Origin of the sequence: Flavobacterium muglaense, assembly GCF_014305155.1 — a bacterium.
GTDB lineage: Bacteria > Bacteroidota > Bacteroidia > Flavobacteriales > Flavobacteriaceae > Flavobacterium > Flavobacterium muglaense.
The window spans coordinates 1-14,570 of sequence record NZ_JACRUK010000049.1 but is presented as its reverse complement, the minus strand read 5'-3'; the positions used below and the strand labels follow the sequence as shown (position 1 = coordinate 14,570).

General features: G+C 32.3%; 11 protein-coding genes. 7 read left to right on the top strand and 4 right to left on the bottom strand.

Annotation, left to right across the window (positions count from 1 at the left end; translation table 11 throughout):
• Nucleotides 1-41 precede the first annotated feature (41 nt).
• From gap to H8R24_RS14845, 3 genes are all read right to left on the bottom strand, one after another.
• On the bottom strand, nt 42-1,046 hold the full coding sequence (gap, locus tag H8R24_RS14855) for a type I glyceraldehyde-3-phosphate dehydrogenase (protein WP_187020529.1): 1,005 nt from the start codon (nt 1,044-1,046) through the stop codon (nt 42-44).
• Nucleotides 1,047-1,104: 58 nt separating this feature from the next.
• Nucleotides 1,105-2,091, bottom strand: a complete 987-nt coding sequence (pfkA, locus tag H8R24_RS14850; protein WP_187020531.1) for a 6-phosphofructokinase — start codon at nt 2,089-2,091, stop codon at nt 1,105-1,107.
• 397 nt (nt 2,092-2,488) lie between these two features.
• Entirely contained in the window at nt 2,489-6,922 is a 4,434-nt protein-coding gene (locus tag H8R24_RS14845) for a translocation/assembly module TamB domain-containing protein (RefSeq protein ID WP_225876834.1), read from the bottom strand.
• Nucleotides 6,923-7,129: 207 nt separating this feature from the next.
• On the opposite strand from H8R24_RS14845, the gene tsaD reads away from it, so the two are divergent.
• The 7 genes from tsaD to H8R24_RS14810 all read left to right on the top strand — a co-directional run bounded on the left by tsaD (nt 7,130) and on the right by H8R24_RS14810 (nt 13,704).
• Complete coding sequence (gene tsaD, locus H8R24_RS14840; protein ID WP_187020534.1) at nt 7,130-8,152, top strand: tRNA (adenosine(37)-N6)-threonylcarbamoyltransferase complex transferase subunit TsaD; 1,023 nt, start codon at nt 7,130-7,132, stop codon at nt 8,150-8,152.
• 3 nt (nt 8,153-8,155) lie between these two features.
• Nucleotides 8,156-8,863 carry a 16S rRNA (uracil(1498)-N(3))-methyltransferase gene (locus H8R24_RS14835; RefSeq protein WP_187020536.1) on the top strand — a complete coding sequence of 236 codons (708 nt, stop codon included), beginning with the start codon at nt 8,156-8,158 and terminating at the stop codon, nt 8,861-8,863.
• A gap of 13 nt (nt 8,864-8,876) precedes the next feature.
• Nucleotides 8,877-9,515 (top strand): DUF4159 domain-containing protein, encoded by a 639-nt coding sequence (locus H8R24_RS14830; RefSeq protein ID WP_187038213.1) that lies wholly within the window; start codon nt 8,877-8,879, stop codon nt 9,513-9,515.
• A gap of 319 nt (nt 9,516-9,834) precedes the next feature.
• Entirely contained in the window at nt 9,835-10,782 is a 948-nt protein-coding gene (locus tag H8R24_RS14825) for a zinc metalloprotease (RefSeq protein WP_187020542.1), read from the top strand.
• Between the two features lie 78 nt (nt 10,783-10,860).
• Nucleotides 10,861-11,952 (top strand): AI-2E family transporter, encoded by a 1,092-nt coding sequence (locus tag H8R24_RS14820; protein WP_187020544.1) that lies wholly within the window; start codon nt 10,861-10,863, stop codon nt 11,950-11,952.
• Between the two features lie 2 nt (nt 11,953-11,954).
• Entirely contained in the window at nt 11,955-13,133 is a 1,179-nt protein-coding gene (locus H8R24_RS14815; RefSeq protein WP_187020547.1) for a THUMP-like domain-containing protein, read from the top strand.
• Between the two features lie 4 nt (nt 13,134-13,137).
• On the top strand, nt 13,138-13,704 hold the full coding sequence (locus tag H8R24_RS14810; RefSeq protein ID WP_187020550.1) for a hypothetical protein: 567 nt from the start codon (nt 13,138-13,140) through the stop codon (nt 13,702-13,704).
• Here H8R24_RS14810 and H8R24_RS14805 read toward each other — a convergent pair whose 3' ends face one another.
• Nucleotides 13,705-14,367, bottom strand: coding sequence for a M15 family metallopeptidase (locus tag H8R24_RS14805; protein ID WP_187020552.1), 663 nt, complete (start codon nt 14,365-14,367; stop codon nt 13,705-13,707). It abuts the gene before it with no gap.
• Nucleotides 14,368-14,570 lie beyond the last annotated feature (203 nt).

Genomic DNA, 14,570 nt, shown 5'->3' with positions numbered 1-14,570 from the left:
CCGTCAAAATAAATCAACGGGATTTTATAAAACTATAAAGATTATTTCAATCCTGTAATATGAACAGATAAATCAATTAATTTACTTGAATAACCATATTCATTATCATACCAAGAGATGATTTTGAAGAAAGTAGAGTTTAACCCAATTCCACCATTTGCATCAATAATAGAAGTTCTAGAATCTCCTACGAAATCTTGAGAAACCACTAAGTCTTCAGTAAATCCTAAGATTCCTTTCATAGTCGTTTCAGAAGCTAATTTTAAAGTAGCCATGATTTCTTCATAAGAAGTTTCTTTAGCAACTTTAACTGTTAAATCTACAGCAGAAACATCAGTTGTAGGAACACGGAAAGCCATACCTGTTAATTTTCCATTCAATTCAGGAATTACTTTTCCAACTGCTTTTGCAGCTCCTGTAGAAGATGGGATAATGTTACATGATGCAGCACGACCACCTCTCCAGTCTTTTCTTGAAGGACCATCAGTTGTCATTTGAGTCGAAGTTGTAGCGTGAACTGTAGTCATTAAAGCTTCAACAATTCCAAAATTATCATTGATTACTTTAGCTAATGGAGCTAAACAGTTAGTAGTACAAGACGCGTTAGAAACGATCAAATCAGAAGCTTTAGCTTCAGTATGATTTACTCCCATTACAAACATTGGTGCATCTGCAGATGGAGCAGAGATAATTACTTTTTTAGCACCACCTTTGATGTGCTCATTTGCAGTTTCAACAGTTGTAAAGAAACCAGTACACTCAGCAACTACATCAACATCAACTTCATTCCATTTCAAATCAGCTGGGTTTCTTTCAGCAGTGATACGAATGTTTTTTCCGTTTACAAAAAGTTTTCCTTCTTTTACTTCAACAGTTCCATTGAAACGTCCGTGAACTGAATCGTATTTTAATAAGTAAGCTAAGTGATCTACATCTAATAAATCATTGATCGCTACTACCTCTACATTATCTCTATTGAAAGACTCTCTAAAAACAATTCTTCCAATTCTACCAAAACCGTTTATTCCTAATTTTACTTTTGACATTTCTTTATTATTTATTCATTTAAAAAAATAGATTGTCTACCAATCGTATTTAGCATTATTATGTTGACATGATTTCAGAAACACGCAATAATTCTCTATCAATTTCTGATTTTCCTTTTATAGCTTGCTCTAATGGAGTAAGATTTACTTTATCATTTTGTAAACCAACCATATAGTTTGATTTTCCTTCTATCAATGATTCTACGGCTTTCACCCCTAACCTACTAGCTAGAACTCTATCAAAACAAGATGGAGCGCCACCACGTTGCATGTGACCTAATACAGAAACACGTACGTCATATTCAGGTAAATTTGCCTCCACGTAATCTTTCAATTCAAAAACGTTTTTACCTATTTTATCCCCTTCTGCAATTACAACAATACTAGATGATTTTCCAGATGCTTTACTTTTTTTCAAAGAATCTAATAATCTTTCTAATCCTAAATCAGCTTCTGGAATAAGAATTTCTTCGGCACCAGCACCAATTCCTGCATTCAAAGCAATATGACCTGCATCTCTCCCCATTACCTCCACGAAGAATAAACGGTTGTGAGACGATGCTGTATCTCTAATTTTATCAATACAATCTACAACAGTATTCAAAGCAGTATCATACCCTAGAGTATGACTTGTACCAAAAATATCATTGTCTATCGTACCGGGAATCCCCATTACTGGAAAATCAAATTCATTATTAAAAAGCAATCCTCCGGTAAAACTTCCGTCTCCACCAATCACTACTAAGGCATCAATTCCAGCCTTCAATAAGTTCTCGTGCGCTTTCTTTCTTCCTTCTGGTGTTCTAAACTCAATAGATCTAGCCGATTTTAAAACCGTTCCACCTTTATTTACAATATTATTTACTGATCGAGGTCCCATATCCTTGAAGTCTCCTTCAATCATTCCTTGATATCCTCTATAAATCCCTATACATTCTATGTTGTGGTATGCGCATGTACGAACTACTGAACGAATAGCAGCGTTCATTCCGGGTGAATCACCACCTGATGTTAAAACCCCTATTTTTTTTATTGTTTTTGGCATTATTTAAGTATTAAAGTGTAAAATTAGGAAACATAACCCACTTAAAGCGTTATGTTTATATTAAATTAGTTTGCTATTCAGAATTCAAACGTTTTCGTTAATAAGTTTTCGAAAAAACAAAAAAAATCATGTTTTTTTCAACAAAAGTTAATTAATTCAATTAATATTTGACAATTAAGTATTAAAAACTGTTTTTTAATCATTTTGAAATGTAGCAATAAGAGCATGTAAATCAGTGAAATTAGCACTGTTATACAAGCACCTCATTTTGATTGTTTACAAGTTCAAAAATCGGTACAAGAACCGGTGCTTTAGCTGTGTAAAATAGAAGCTATTTGAGTATAAAGAAAGAGTGACCCTATAAAAAGTGATTTATAAGTAAGAAACAATTCTGTTTTTAATAATCTTCGTCCGGAATTAGTCCGTCACGGTTTTTATTAATATCTTCTTTTTTAGGTTGTTTGGGTTTTGTAAAATTGATATACTCAGGTGACAGGCTTGAATCCTGATAAATATCGTTGCTACCATTTAGAGTATCTATTTTATATTTTTTAGAAATCTTATTAAACAGCTCTTTAAAAGTATCAAAATCTACTTCATAAGAAATTCCCAAGCCTTGAGTGTAACCTATTCCTTGACCTATATAATTGATATCGTTTTCACGATTAAACAGTCGTAAATTAAGTGTACCATCATCATTAACTCTATATTGCACCTCTAAATCCCCTACGATAGCTGACTCGTTGATTCCTCCAAAAGGAACCCCCACTTTACCATTAATGGTAATTCTTTCATTGATTTTAGACGATATAGTTGCTACAACTCTACCATCGGTTTCTTTACCAATTCTTCTATCAGCTGCAATATAATTAAAACCAACTTTGAATTTTTCATTGTCAGATTTTATAATTCCGCCCAATAAACTCGAAGCGGTCTCAAACAAACTTCCAGAAAAATCAGATTGTGTTACTCCCTCTGGACTTAAAAAACCACCTGAAGACAGTAAGTACAACGCTTGCGTTTGCCTCACATCTTTGTCATTCAACTTGTATTGGATTTCCGATTTCAACACATTACTTACTGTGGGGAACTCGATATTAAAATCGGGTTCAGGACTTGCTAAATCTCCTTTTATACCAATAACAACTTCTACAGGTACTTTTTTATTAAATGATGAATTTTCTAATAAAACCGCTGGGTTCGCAATTGTTTTATACACTGCTTCTAAGTTCAACTGCGCCTTCATAGGGTTTCCTTCCCACGAAATAGAACCTCCTTTTTTAACATCAAATTTCTTATCTACTAGTCCACCATACTTAAAATTATAACTTCCTTCATAAGGCTGAAAATCTCCCCACATGTTAAATTTACCTAGAGTATTTATTTTAAACAATAAGGATCCATATCCTTTTCCTTTCATACCATGGCCAGAATTCCTATCAAGGATCACCTCTACTTCAGCATCTGGTGTGATATCTAAATCAAACTCTAGTTCTAGTCCTTTATATTTCCTACTGTTATCAACAATTCCTTTTTCAATATTGTACTTCTCTTTGGCCGTTAAAAAATGAATAAAATTGTTATCACTTACACTTTCGGCATCATTTATAGGAATCTTAACAGCTGTCCCTTTCTCTGATTTCGCACTTACATTAATGAACAATCCATTTGTAGGGCCTTTTATTGTAGCACTACCATCTATAAACGCCGTTCCATAATAGGCAGCATCTTCCTTGTCCTTAGTGTCCAAAACTAAAAAACGTTTCGTATCTACAGCTAAATCCAGTTTCCAATCGCCAAAATTATTATGCTCGATTAACCCGTTTAAAGTTCCTTTAGTGTCAAACTTTGAGTCTGTAATCGTATTACTTCTAAACAAGAATTTTTGATCAACTAAGTCAATAATCGAGCGATCATTCAAGACATAATCGACATTCAAATAAGGAATTGTCATTCCGGTTTGATCCGCATACAATCGACCATTTATTTTAGGTTTCTTCAAATTACCTTCGATTGCCGCATTTCCAGAAATCAAACCTCTAATATTGGTCATCACATCCCCTCCTATTGAGCTCAAAATTCCCAAATTAAACTTATCTAGTTTTAATTGTAGATCAAGAATAGTTTCTTTATTAATCACTTGAAAATTACCAAAAGCATTCAAAGATTCTAAATTTTCATTCTCTAAAAACGAATTAATGGTAAATTTCTCTAAATTTTCGTCTCCCTCAATATCAAAACTTAGCACACCTAAATCCGTTTTATTGATATTTAAATGATCTACTTTTAAGGATGCTGTGGGTTTATAAATAGCATTATTTTGCTTAAAATTAATCTCTCCATTAATATTTCCATTAAAAACAAATTTATCATCAGCTGGAGTAATTTTGAATAAATCCACATCTTTAAAACTTAACTTTAAGTCCATATTTGTATTATCCTTTATCTTTCCTTTTAATGAAATGGCTTGTTTTTCGTGCGATAAAATAATGTCGTCTATATTGAAATTTCTAAACGATTTATCAAAAACAATCTGATTATTTGGAGTGTCTTCTTCATTCAAAAACCATAAATAATCTTTAAACTTCAGCTCCGATTTACTAATACCAACCACATTGTCATTATTCTCATTAATGGTATGGTACAAGTTTAAATTAAAATAATCATCTCCTTTAGAACCTCCCTTGAACTCTGACCGAAAGAATAAAGTATCTTTCATAGTCACATTAATCAAACTAAAATCACGAATTTTATAATACTTCGTCTTGATGCTATCTAGTTCTACATACGCATTATAAAGCGGATTTTTATTATCAATTGCCACTCTTATGTTATCAAAAATATTTTTTGAAGCAACAATTTGAGGAGAATTAAAATTAAGCTTAAACTCTTGAATATCCGATTTGATATTCCCTTTTACAATTGTATTGGCTGCAATTGCAATTTCAGGATAGAATATCTCAATAATCTTATTGTAAATGGTAAAGTTAAATTTAAGAAATTGTCCCTTGCTTACTTTATTAGGCTTAAAATTTGTGTACAAACTACCTAATGAATTCTTAACTAAATTCCCCAATTGACTAAATTGAAATTTCCCTATAATTTGCCCTTCAACAATGTCTGGAGAGTTGACTGTTATAGTTCTAATTCTTTCATTATCAAAACTCGAGTATATATTAAAGTCATTAAAAAAATAGGTCTCTTTTACATTTTGATATGAAGTTTGTTTGATAAAAATATTCCCCTGAAGATCTTCAATTGTATTTCCTGTAACTTGTACCAAGACATCTCCTTTAAAAACCGAAACAGAATCTTTGACTAGCTTCAATTTATGCAAATCGGCATTTTCTACATTAATATGAAAATCATATTTGGTGTTTTTCTTGCTAAAATTTAACAAACCATCAAAATTCATACTCAAATTAGGATCGTTTACCGAAATTTGACCTTGATAATTGGGCGCTTTAAAATTCCCGTTAACAACAACATTAGTATAGGTGTAGTCATTATAATAAATTTTAGTCACATCTCCTTTTAAAGAAGTGTTCAAATATTTTTCGGTAAAACCTTTCCCGTCCACATCAATGTCCATGCTTACTTTACCTAAATCTTTTCGATCTAATAAAGCACCCACATCAAAATTATCCAATACTACATTGCCCACGTAGCTAGCTTTATCTATAAAATCAATACTAGTCATACTTAGCACCGACTGTAGATTACCCAAAGCTGAAGTTAAAGAGAAATCAGCAGAAACTGCTGTTCTTGTCAACTGAGTAGCTCCTATAATTTCAAAATTACCCAACTTTTTCATCTCCATTGGCAATCTTTTCCCTAGAACATTTGGAAGGATGCTAGCTAGGTTATCAAAACTAGTGGATAGTTTACTAAAATCAGCATCCATCAAAAACCTTTGATCCTTGTTACCAAACATGTTTTTAAAAACAATAGACCCATACATTTTTGTATTATTAGAGTCTACAAGATTCAACTTAGTGATTTTTAAATTATTCAAAGGCCCTTTAATAACCCCTTTTAAATTAAAAAACTGATTTTTACCAAGTTCGTCGTAAAACACACGAATGTCATTAGAAGCAATTTTAGACTTATGGATTTTTACATCAAATTTTACTTTATCAGTAAAATTGGCAAAATCAGTGATCTTATAATTCAAATAAACATCCGCATCGATCTCTGATTCTTTGGTTTTAATTTTTAAAGAGGCCAGTTTAATTTGCTTTTTGGTGTAACTAAAGTCCGAACTCAAATTATCGACATACAGTCCGCGATGATCTAAGAAAGACATTTTATTGATTAAGGTACTTACATCTGGTCCATACAATAAAAAATTACTTATTGAAGCATTTAATCTAGTGAAATCAACTTGTTTGGGAGTGTTTTTATTCTCATCAGTCAATATAAAACGACCGTTGGAGATTGTCGCCTCTTTTGCTTTAAGCAAAAAATGTTTGCCTGATGATTTTCCAGTTCCAAAGGCATTGATAAAGTGATCAATGTTGGTTTCTTTCTCGTTTTTGTAGGTTTTTAAATTAAATAATACCCCATCCAACCGAATATCTTTAAAAATTAAATCGCCATCTAGTAGCTTTTTCCCGTCAAGTATATTCGTATTAACTATTTTAGAAAAAATTAATGTGTCTTTATGATGGTCTAAAATTAATACATTTTTAAATTTAACTCCACCAAAAATGGAGATCCTTACTTCATCAATAGCAATTTTTGTCCCAAAATCTTTATTAATCGAATTCGTAAAATACTGTGCAACTTTAGTTTGAACGAAGGGCAAAGAAAGGGCAATACCAAGCGCCAATAGGAGCAGGATTAATCCTAAAATGAAGCGAAAAATTATTTTGATGAATTTTTTGATACCTTTTGTTATTATATTTTTTTCTAAATAATTATTTTGCCCAAGGAAAGAGCGGCACCTTTCATAAAAATTCTTTAATTTTGGCTGCGCCGTAAAAATAAAAAAAATAAAATCGGTTTGTCAAATATAATCCAAAATTTGTGCCTTTTTATGCAAAATTCCCAGGTTTTTATTCTTGCTATCGAAAGCTCTTGTGATGATACAGCTGCTGCCGTATTAAATAACGACAAAGTATTATCGAATGTTGTTGCAAACCAGCTCATTCACACTCAATATGGAGGTGTTGTGCCCGAGCTTGCCTCACGTGCACATCAACAAAATATAGTTCCCGTAATTGATGCAGCATTGCAAAAAGCTAATATTACAAAAGACCAACTTTCGGCAATTGCCTTCACGCAAGGACCAGGCTTGATGGGTTCTCTCCTAGTTGGTAGCTCACTTGCTAAATCAATGGCACTTGCTTTGCAAATTCCATTAATTGCCGTGAACCACATGCATGCGCACATTTTAGCGCATTTTATTGACGAAGAAAACTTTGATAAACCTAGCTTTCCGTTTTTGGCCTTAACAATTAGTGGCGGTCATACCCAAATTGTAAAAGTCAATGATTTCTTTGACATGCAAATTATCGGAGAAACAACTGATGATGCTGTGGGTGAAGCATTCGATAAAAGTGCCAAAATATTAGGACTTCCTTATCCTGGTGGACCATTAGTCGATAAATATGCACAACTGGGCAATCCAAAAGCTTTTCCTTTTACAAAACCTAAAGTACCAGGATTAGATTTTAGCTTTTCGGGATTAAAGACCGCAATTTTATATTTTATTCAAAAGAAAAAATTAGAAAACCCTGATTTTATCACCGAAAACCTAAATGACATCTGTGCTTCTATCCAACATACAATTATCGAAATTTTAATGGATAAATTAAAATTAGCGGTAAAAGAAACCGGAATTAAACAAATCGCTATTGGAGGCGGTGTATCTGCAAATTCTGGTATTAGAAAAACACTGAAAGAAACTGAACAAAAATACGGTTGGAAAACCTTTATACCTAAATTTGAATACACAACAGATAATGCTGCAATGATTGGAATTGTAGGTTATCAAAAATTTTTATCTCAAAAATTTGAAACTTCATCTGTAGTTTCAAAAGCACGAATACAATTCTAAATTATGCAATTATTTTACAGTCCTGATATTGACAAAAAAAATGAAACCTTCACATTTGACAAGGTCGAAAGCAAACATATTATAAAAGTTCTACGAAAAAAAGATACTGACATTTTACATGTAACTAATGGATTGGGTGAGTTATTTGAAACCGAAATTACATTAGCATCTGATAATAAGTGTACCGTAAAAATACTTTCCTCCACACAACAAGCTCCGCCAAAAGCACATGTGCACCTTGCCGTAGCCCCTACCAAAATGAATGATAGATACGAATGGTTCCTTGAAAAAGCAACTGAGATAGGTGTACAAGAAATCACCCCTATTATTTGTGATCACTCGGAGCGAAAAGTAGTAAATCAAGAACGTTTTGAGAAAATAATTTTGGCAGCAATGAAACAATCTAATGAATTGTTTTTACCCAAACTAAACAATGCTATCACTTTTAAAGAATTTATAAAGCAAAAAAGCAACGGACTACAATTGATAGCGCATTGCGAGGAGACCGATAAAAAGTCACTAAAATCAGTATTGAAAGCAAATGAAAACATCACGATGCTGATAGGACCTGAAGGTGATTTTTCTGAAAAAGAAATTGCATTAGCTATCGCAAATGAATACGTTCCTGTTTCACTTGGTACAACTCGATTACGCACAGAAACAGCTGCAATAGTTGCTTGTCATAGTGTCGCTTTCTTTAACGAAGATTAAAACATCTACAATTATGAAAAAACTATATGCGGTTTTCCTATTGATCTCTATTTCTTCTTTTGCTCAAGAAATCGCATTGGTTAAATACAATGGTGGTGGTGATTGGTATGCAAATCCAACGTCACTCCCTAATTTAATTCAATTTTGTAATGCAAATATTGGTACCATAATTAAGCCAAAACCTGCAACTGTAAGTCCTGGTAGTTCTGATATTTTTTCCTATCCGTATGTACACATGACCGGGCACGGAAATGTAGTTTTTAATGATGCCGAAATCAGCAACCTAAAAAAGTACCTACAATCTGGAGGGTTTTTACATATTGATGATAATTACGGTATGGATCAATACATTCGAAAAGAAATAAAAAAGATATTCCCTAACAACAGTTTAGTCGAAATACCAGCTACTCACGCAATTTTTCAAAAACCTTTTTTATTTTCGAATGGTTTACCCAAAATCCATGAACATGAAGGAAAACGTCCGCAAGCTTTCGGAATATTTATCGATAGTAAACTAGTCTTGTTATATACCTTTGAATGCGATTTAGGTGATGGTTGGGAAGATCCTGAAGTTCATAACGACCCTGCTGGAGTTAGAGAAAAAGCACTGAAAATGGGAGCTAATATCATCAATTATATCTTTAATAATTAAATAGTGCTCTTTTGCCACGGTAGTAAAATTATCATTCCTTCCTGTTTCAATTAAAAACACCTCTTACTACTTTTTTTCCCTAATTGAATCTAAAAATACGCTGTAAAAGAATTGGAATTAAGAATCTTAATCGTAGGAATAAACAGTTGTTTTTACAAAGCGTTATTTTTTTTATAAAGCACTAATCCGCGCCAAATAAGGGTTCTTAAATAAATGTTAATTTATTTTTTATAAATATTTTTTTATTCATATTTTTTGTTATAAAATTGCTGTATTATTAACCAATAATTAGTTTTTTATAACAAAACCTACTATTATTATGAAAAAAGTTATTTTATCTGCAATGACAATGTTATTACTATTTTCTTGTCAAAATGATCAAACCGAAAGCACTATCGATGCTACAAATGCAATGGCAAAAAGAGCTTGTGCTTCACAGGAAGTACTTGACGCACAGCTAAAAGCCGACCCAACTCTTGTGCTTCGCATGAATCAAATCGAAGCTTTTACTCAAAAATCAATGTTGACCAGTCGTTTAGTAAATGGGAAAATTATTATTCCTGTCGTTGTAAACGTATTATACAGTACAGCAGCCGAAAACATCTCTGATGCACAAATTCAATCCCAAATTGATGTGTTAAACCAAGATTACACAGCTACAAATACTGATTTTAGTAATACCCCAGCCGAATTTGCAGGCGTTGCCGCTAACGTTGGAATTACATTTGAATTGATAAAAATCAACCGAAAATCAACAAATAAAACATCATGGGGAACAAGAGATGCCATGAAGAGTACAAAAAAAGGAGGTTTAGACCCAACCTCACCTACTACTACATTAAACATGTGGTCATGCAACATAGGTGGAGGAATCTTGGGATATGCACAATTTCCTGGAGGTGCTAGTGCAACTGACGGTGTAGTAATTGACTCTGATTATTTTGGGATCACTACAGCTAGTTACCCATACAATTTGGGAAGAACAGCAAGCCATGAAGTAGGTCACTGGATGAATCTTAGACATATTTGGGGTGATGCTTCTTGTGGAGACGATTTAGTTTCGGACACTCCTGTTCATAAAACATCAAACTTTGGAGTACCAACTTACCCATACGTGAGTACTTGTTTGCCAGCGCACAATGAAATGACAATGAATTACATGGACTATACAGATGATAGAGGTATGTACATGTTCACCAACGGACAAAAAGCTAGAATGACAGCTTTATTTGTTGCTGGAGGTGTGCGTTCAGGATTCCGCAATTAATTTTTTTGAAGTTATACCTTAAAAACTCGCTACTTGTTAGCGAGTTTTTTTTATATTTATAGCCTGAAAAACATAATAATGATCACATCAAAAATTATATCCAATGGGATATTAAGAGCCTTAACAACTATCATTCTAGTTTGCTTTGTATTGTATTTTCTTTATCAAATACAAACTGTTATCCTGTACTTGTGTATTTCATTAATTCTCTGCTTAATCGCAAATCCATTTATTACCTTTTTAAAAAAAAGACTCAAGTTTAAAAACATTTTTGCAACAGTAACAACCTTACTGCTATTTGTATTTATGTTAGTAGGCTTTGTACTTCTATTTGTTCCGTTAATTATTTCGCAAGCCGAAAATTTATCACTCCTTGATACAGATTTACTTCAAAGTCAACTTACAATCTTAGAAAATAACATCGAAAACTACTTTAATATAAACAATATTGACATCCAAGGAATTTTAAAAAATGCTAATCTTTCATCAAAGATCAATTATAATTTCTTTACTGATTTTATTAATACCATAATAAATCTAATCGCTGGTTTTGGAATGGGTTTAGCATCTGTTTTCTTCATTACTTTTTTCTTTCTAAAAGATCAATTAATTTTTAAAGAAAAAGCAAAAAAAATTCTTCCAGATGCAACAGAAGATAAAATTCTAAATTCGATTGAAAAAATAAATCAATTGTTAGCGCGCTATTTCATAGGCCTACTTCTTCAATTAACAGTTGTATTTATACTATATTTCATTGTCCTTATTATTTTTGGAAGTGAAAATGCTTTCATTATCGCATTCTTATGTGCCTTACTAAATGTAATTCCCTATATAGGACCTATAATTGCAACCATACTATCGGCTGTTCTTACACTGATTAGCGCTATTGGAACCGATTTTAGAACAGAGATGCTACCTACTACGATGTATATCGTTATTGGGTTTTTAATTGTTCAAATAATAGACAACAATATCAGTCAACCAATCATATTTTCTAAAAGTGTAAATTCACACCCTCTTGAAATATTTTTAGTCACCCTAATTAGTGGTATTACTTTTGGAATTTTTGGAATGGTAGTCGCCATACCTATTTATACCATTATAAAAGTAATTGCCAAGGAATTTTTTCCAAACAATAAAATTGTCTCTGTTCTAACTGAAAAAATATAAAATTGCAACATTCCATATTAGAAACTGAAATTCAACTATTTATAAACCAAAATTTAGAAGTACCAATAACCAAATTAGCACTTCAAAAAAATCCGTTCCCTACTATTGCATGGTTAACTATTCTAGGGCAAATAGAAGCTAAGGCTAAAGCCAAAGACAAGTTGCCTACTTGGTTTAAGACTAATGATATAATTTATCCCACTAAGCTTTCTATTGAGCAAACTTCTTCCGAAAAAACAGCATACTATAAAAGCACTTTAATAGCAGGTGATTCTTTAATAGATTTAACGGGAGGGTTTGGAGTGGATGATTATTACTTTTCACAAAAAATCAAAAAAGTAGCCCATTGCGAAATTAACACCGAATTATCGACAATTGTAAAGCATAATTTCAAACAGTTAAAAATCAATAACATTGAATGCTACCCCGGCGATAGTACTACAACTCTAGACTCAATTACAAACAAATGGGACTGGATATACATTGATCCCTCCAGACGTAATGACGCCAAAGGAAAGGTGTTTATGTTAAAAGATTGTTTGCCAAATGTACCCGATAACTTGGACTTTTATTTTCAGAAAACTAAATCCATTTTGATAAAAACAGCCCCACTACTAGACTTAGCAGCTGGGATATCCGAATTAAAAAATGTGAAAAATGTACACATAATAGCACTTGATAACGAAGTCAAAGAGTTATTATGGGAGTTGCATGCAGGATATAACGACTCTATCATAATAAAAACTGTTAATCTTCTAAAAGACAAAATAGATTCCTTTCAATTTACATATAATAATAACACCATAAACATTAACTATAGTTTGCCTTTACGTTACTTATATGAACCGAATAGTGCTATTATGAAGTCCGGAGGTTTTGATCAAGTCGCCCATTTATACACAATTTCAAAATTACACAAACACTCCCATTTATACACCTCCCCTGAATGCATTGATTTTCCCGGAAGAACTTTTGAAATAATAAAAAACATTCCGTACAATAAAGCAAACATGAAATCTTTTTTGCTTAACGCTAAAGCAAACATTACAACAAGAAATTTTTCCGAAACAGTCGAAAATATTCGAAAAAAATGGAAAATAAAAGAAGGTGGAAATCAATATTGTTTTTTCACTACTGACCAAAATAACAACAAAATAGTTTTAATTTGCACTAAAATATAATAACATGAAACCACTTTTTACAATACTATTATTAATTATCACAGGAAATCTATTTGCACAAACACCTTGTGACTTCAGCACCAACGTTACAGATTCAATTGGCACGTACAAATCAACTACAGAATATTTAATGAGCGAAAAAGTCTTTGCTGGAAACTCATCTTATATCTTTTATTCCCTAGCTTTAACAGATGGTCTACCCACTTTGAACATTCAACTAATACAAAAAAGTAAAGGTTTCTTAAAGGTGAACTGTTTTGACAATAAGTCAAAATTATTTCTCCAACTTAACGATGGAAAGATCATTACATTAATACATACCAACCAAGAAAATTGCGGTACATTAATACGTGATGACAATGGCTTTGACAATAGAGTAACAACAGGGACATTTATGTTTTTAAAAGGAAGTATGGAAGATTTAAAAAACTCCCCTCTTTCATTGATGCGTATAAAATACTTAACCGAAACCGAAGATTTTATTATAAAAAAAGAATTCAAGTCAGAGTTAACTAATTTAACTTATACACCAGATACCTACTTTATTAATAATCTACATTGTGTCGAATAATTATTCGACACAATCCCATTTAGTGTTTGAAACTTTATCTTTGAGTGCAGTTTTCAAATTATAGTGCCACCACTCAGAGTCAAAAGAGACAAAACCAGCACCCTCCATAATTTTTTTAAGCAATTTTCTATTCTCGATCACCTCTTTAGAGAGCATCATATAATTATGACTTGCTTTCTCTCCAAAAAAATCAAAAGTAGTCCCCATATCAACTTCGTTCCCTTCTAAATCTACCAGAGTAATATCGACCGCACCTCCTCTATTATGTATAGATCCCTTTGCTGGGTCTGCAACGTATTTTGGATTTGAAACAATTGACCACATCTTCTTTTGAATATCTAAAGGTCTATAGCAATCAAAAAACTTAATTCTATATCCCTTTTTTATAAATACAGTATTTGCCTTAATGATAGCATTTACAGTTTTCAATCGCAACAGACATTCTCCACAGTTATAGACTTTTTCCTTTAAGAAATTGTCATTTGTAGCATACTTCATATCGTACACAAAATCTTTACTAAAAGCCTTAATATTAACGAAAGCAGTGTCATTTTGCAACAAAGCCTTCTTTCCTATAGTTTTATGATTCAATTCTTGACCCATACAAGAACCTATAGACAAAACAAATAATACTAACGAATAAATAATTAAAAAAAATTTCATATCCTATATTTTAAAACCTAGTTAAGCATGTAGAAACAATACAAATAGATTAATGATTGCAGCAAATATAGTTATAGTTCAATATAAAGCAAAAAAAAACTCCAATTAGCAAAAGCCAATTGAAGTTTTAGTACTCAGAGCGGGACTTGAACCCGCACGAACATTGCTGTTCACTGGATTTTAAGTCCAGCGTGTCTACCAAT

Bases quoted from the DNA above. Each gene is read 5' to 3' on its own strand.
- H8R24_RS14835 (WP_187020536.1), top strand. From the start codon at position 8,156: ATGCAATTATTTTACAGTCCTGATATTGACAAAAAAAATGAAACCTTC.
- H8R24_RS14825 (WP_187020542.1), top strand. From the start codon at position 9,835: ATGAAAAAAGTTATTTTATCTGCAATGACAATGTTATTACTATTTTCT.
- H8R24_RS14805 (WP_187020552.1), bottom strand. From the start codon at position 14,367: ATGAAATTTTTTTTAATTATTTATTCGTTAGTATTATTTGTTTTGTCT.
- H8R24_RS14830 (WP_187038213.1), top strand. From the start codon at position 8,877: ATGAAAAAACTATATGCGGTTTTCCTATTGATCTCTATTTCTTCTTTT.
- H8R24_RS14820 (WP_187020544.1), top strand. From the start codon at position 10,861: ATGATCACATCAAAAATTATATCCAATGGGATATTAAGAGCCTTAACA.
- pfkA (WP_187020531.1), bottom strand. From the start codon at position 2,091: ATGCCAAAAACAATAAAAAAAATAGGGGTTTTAACATCAGGTGGTGAT.
- H8R24_RS14810 (WP_187020550.1), top strand. From the start codon at position 13,138: ATGAAACCACTTTTTACAATACTATTATTAATTATCACAGGAAATCTA.
- tsaD (WP_187020534.1), top strand. From the start codon at position 7,130: ATGCAAAATTCCCAGGTTTTTATTCTTGCTATCGAAAGCTCTTGTGAT.
- gap (WP_187020529.1), bottom strand. From the start codon at position 1,046: ATGTCAAAAGTAAAATTAGGAATAAACGGTTTTGGTAGAATTGGAAGA.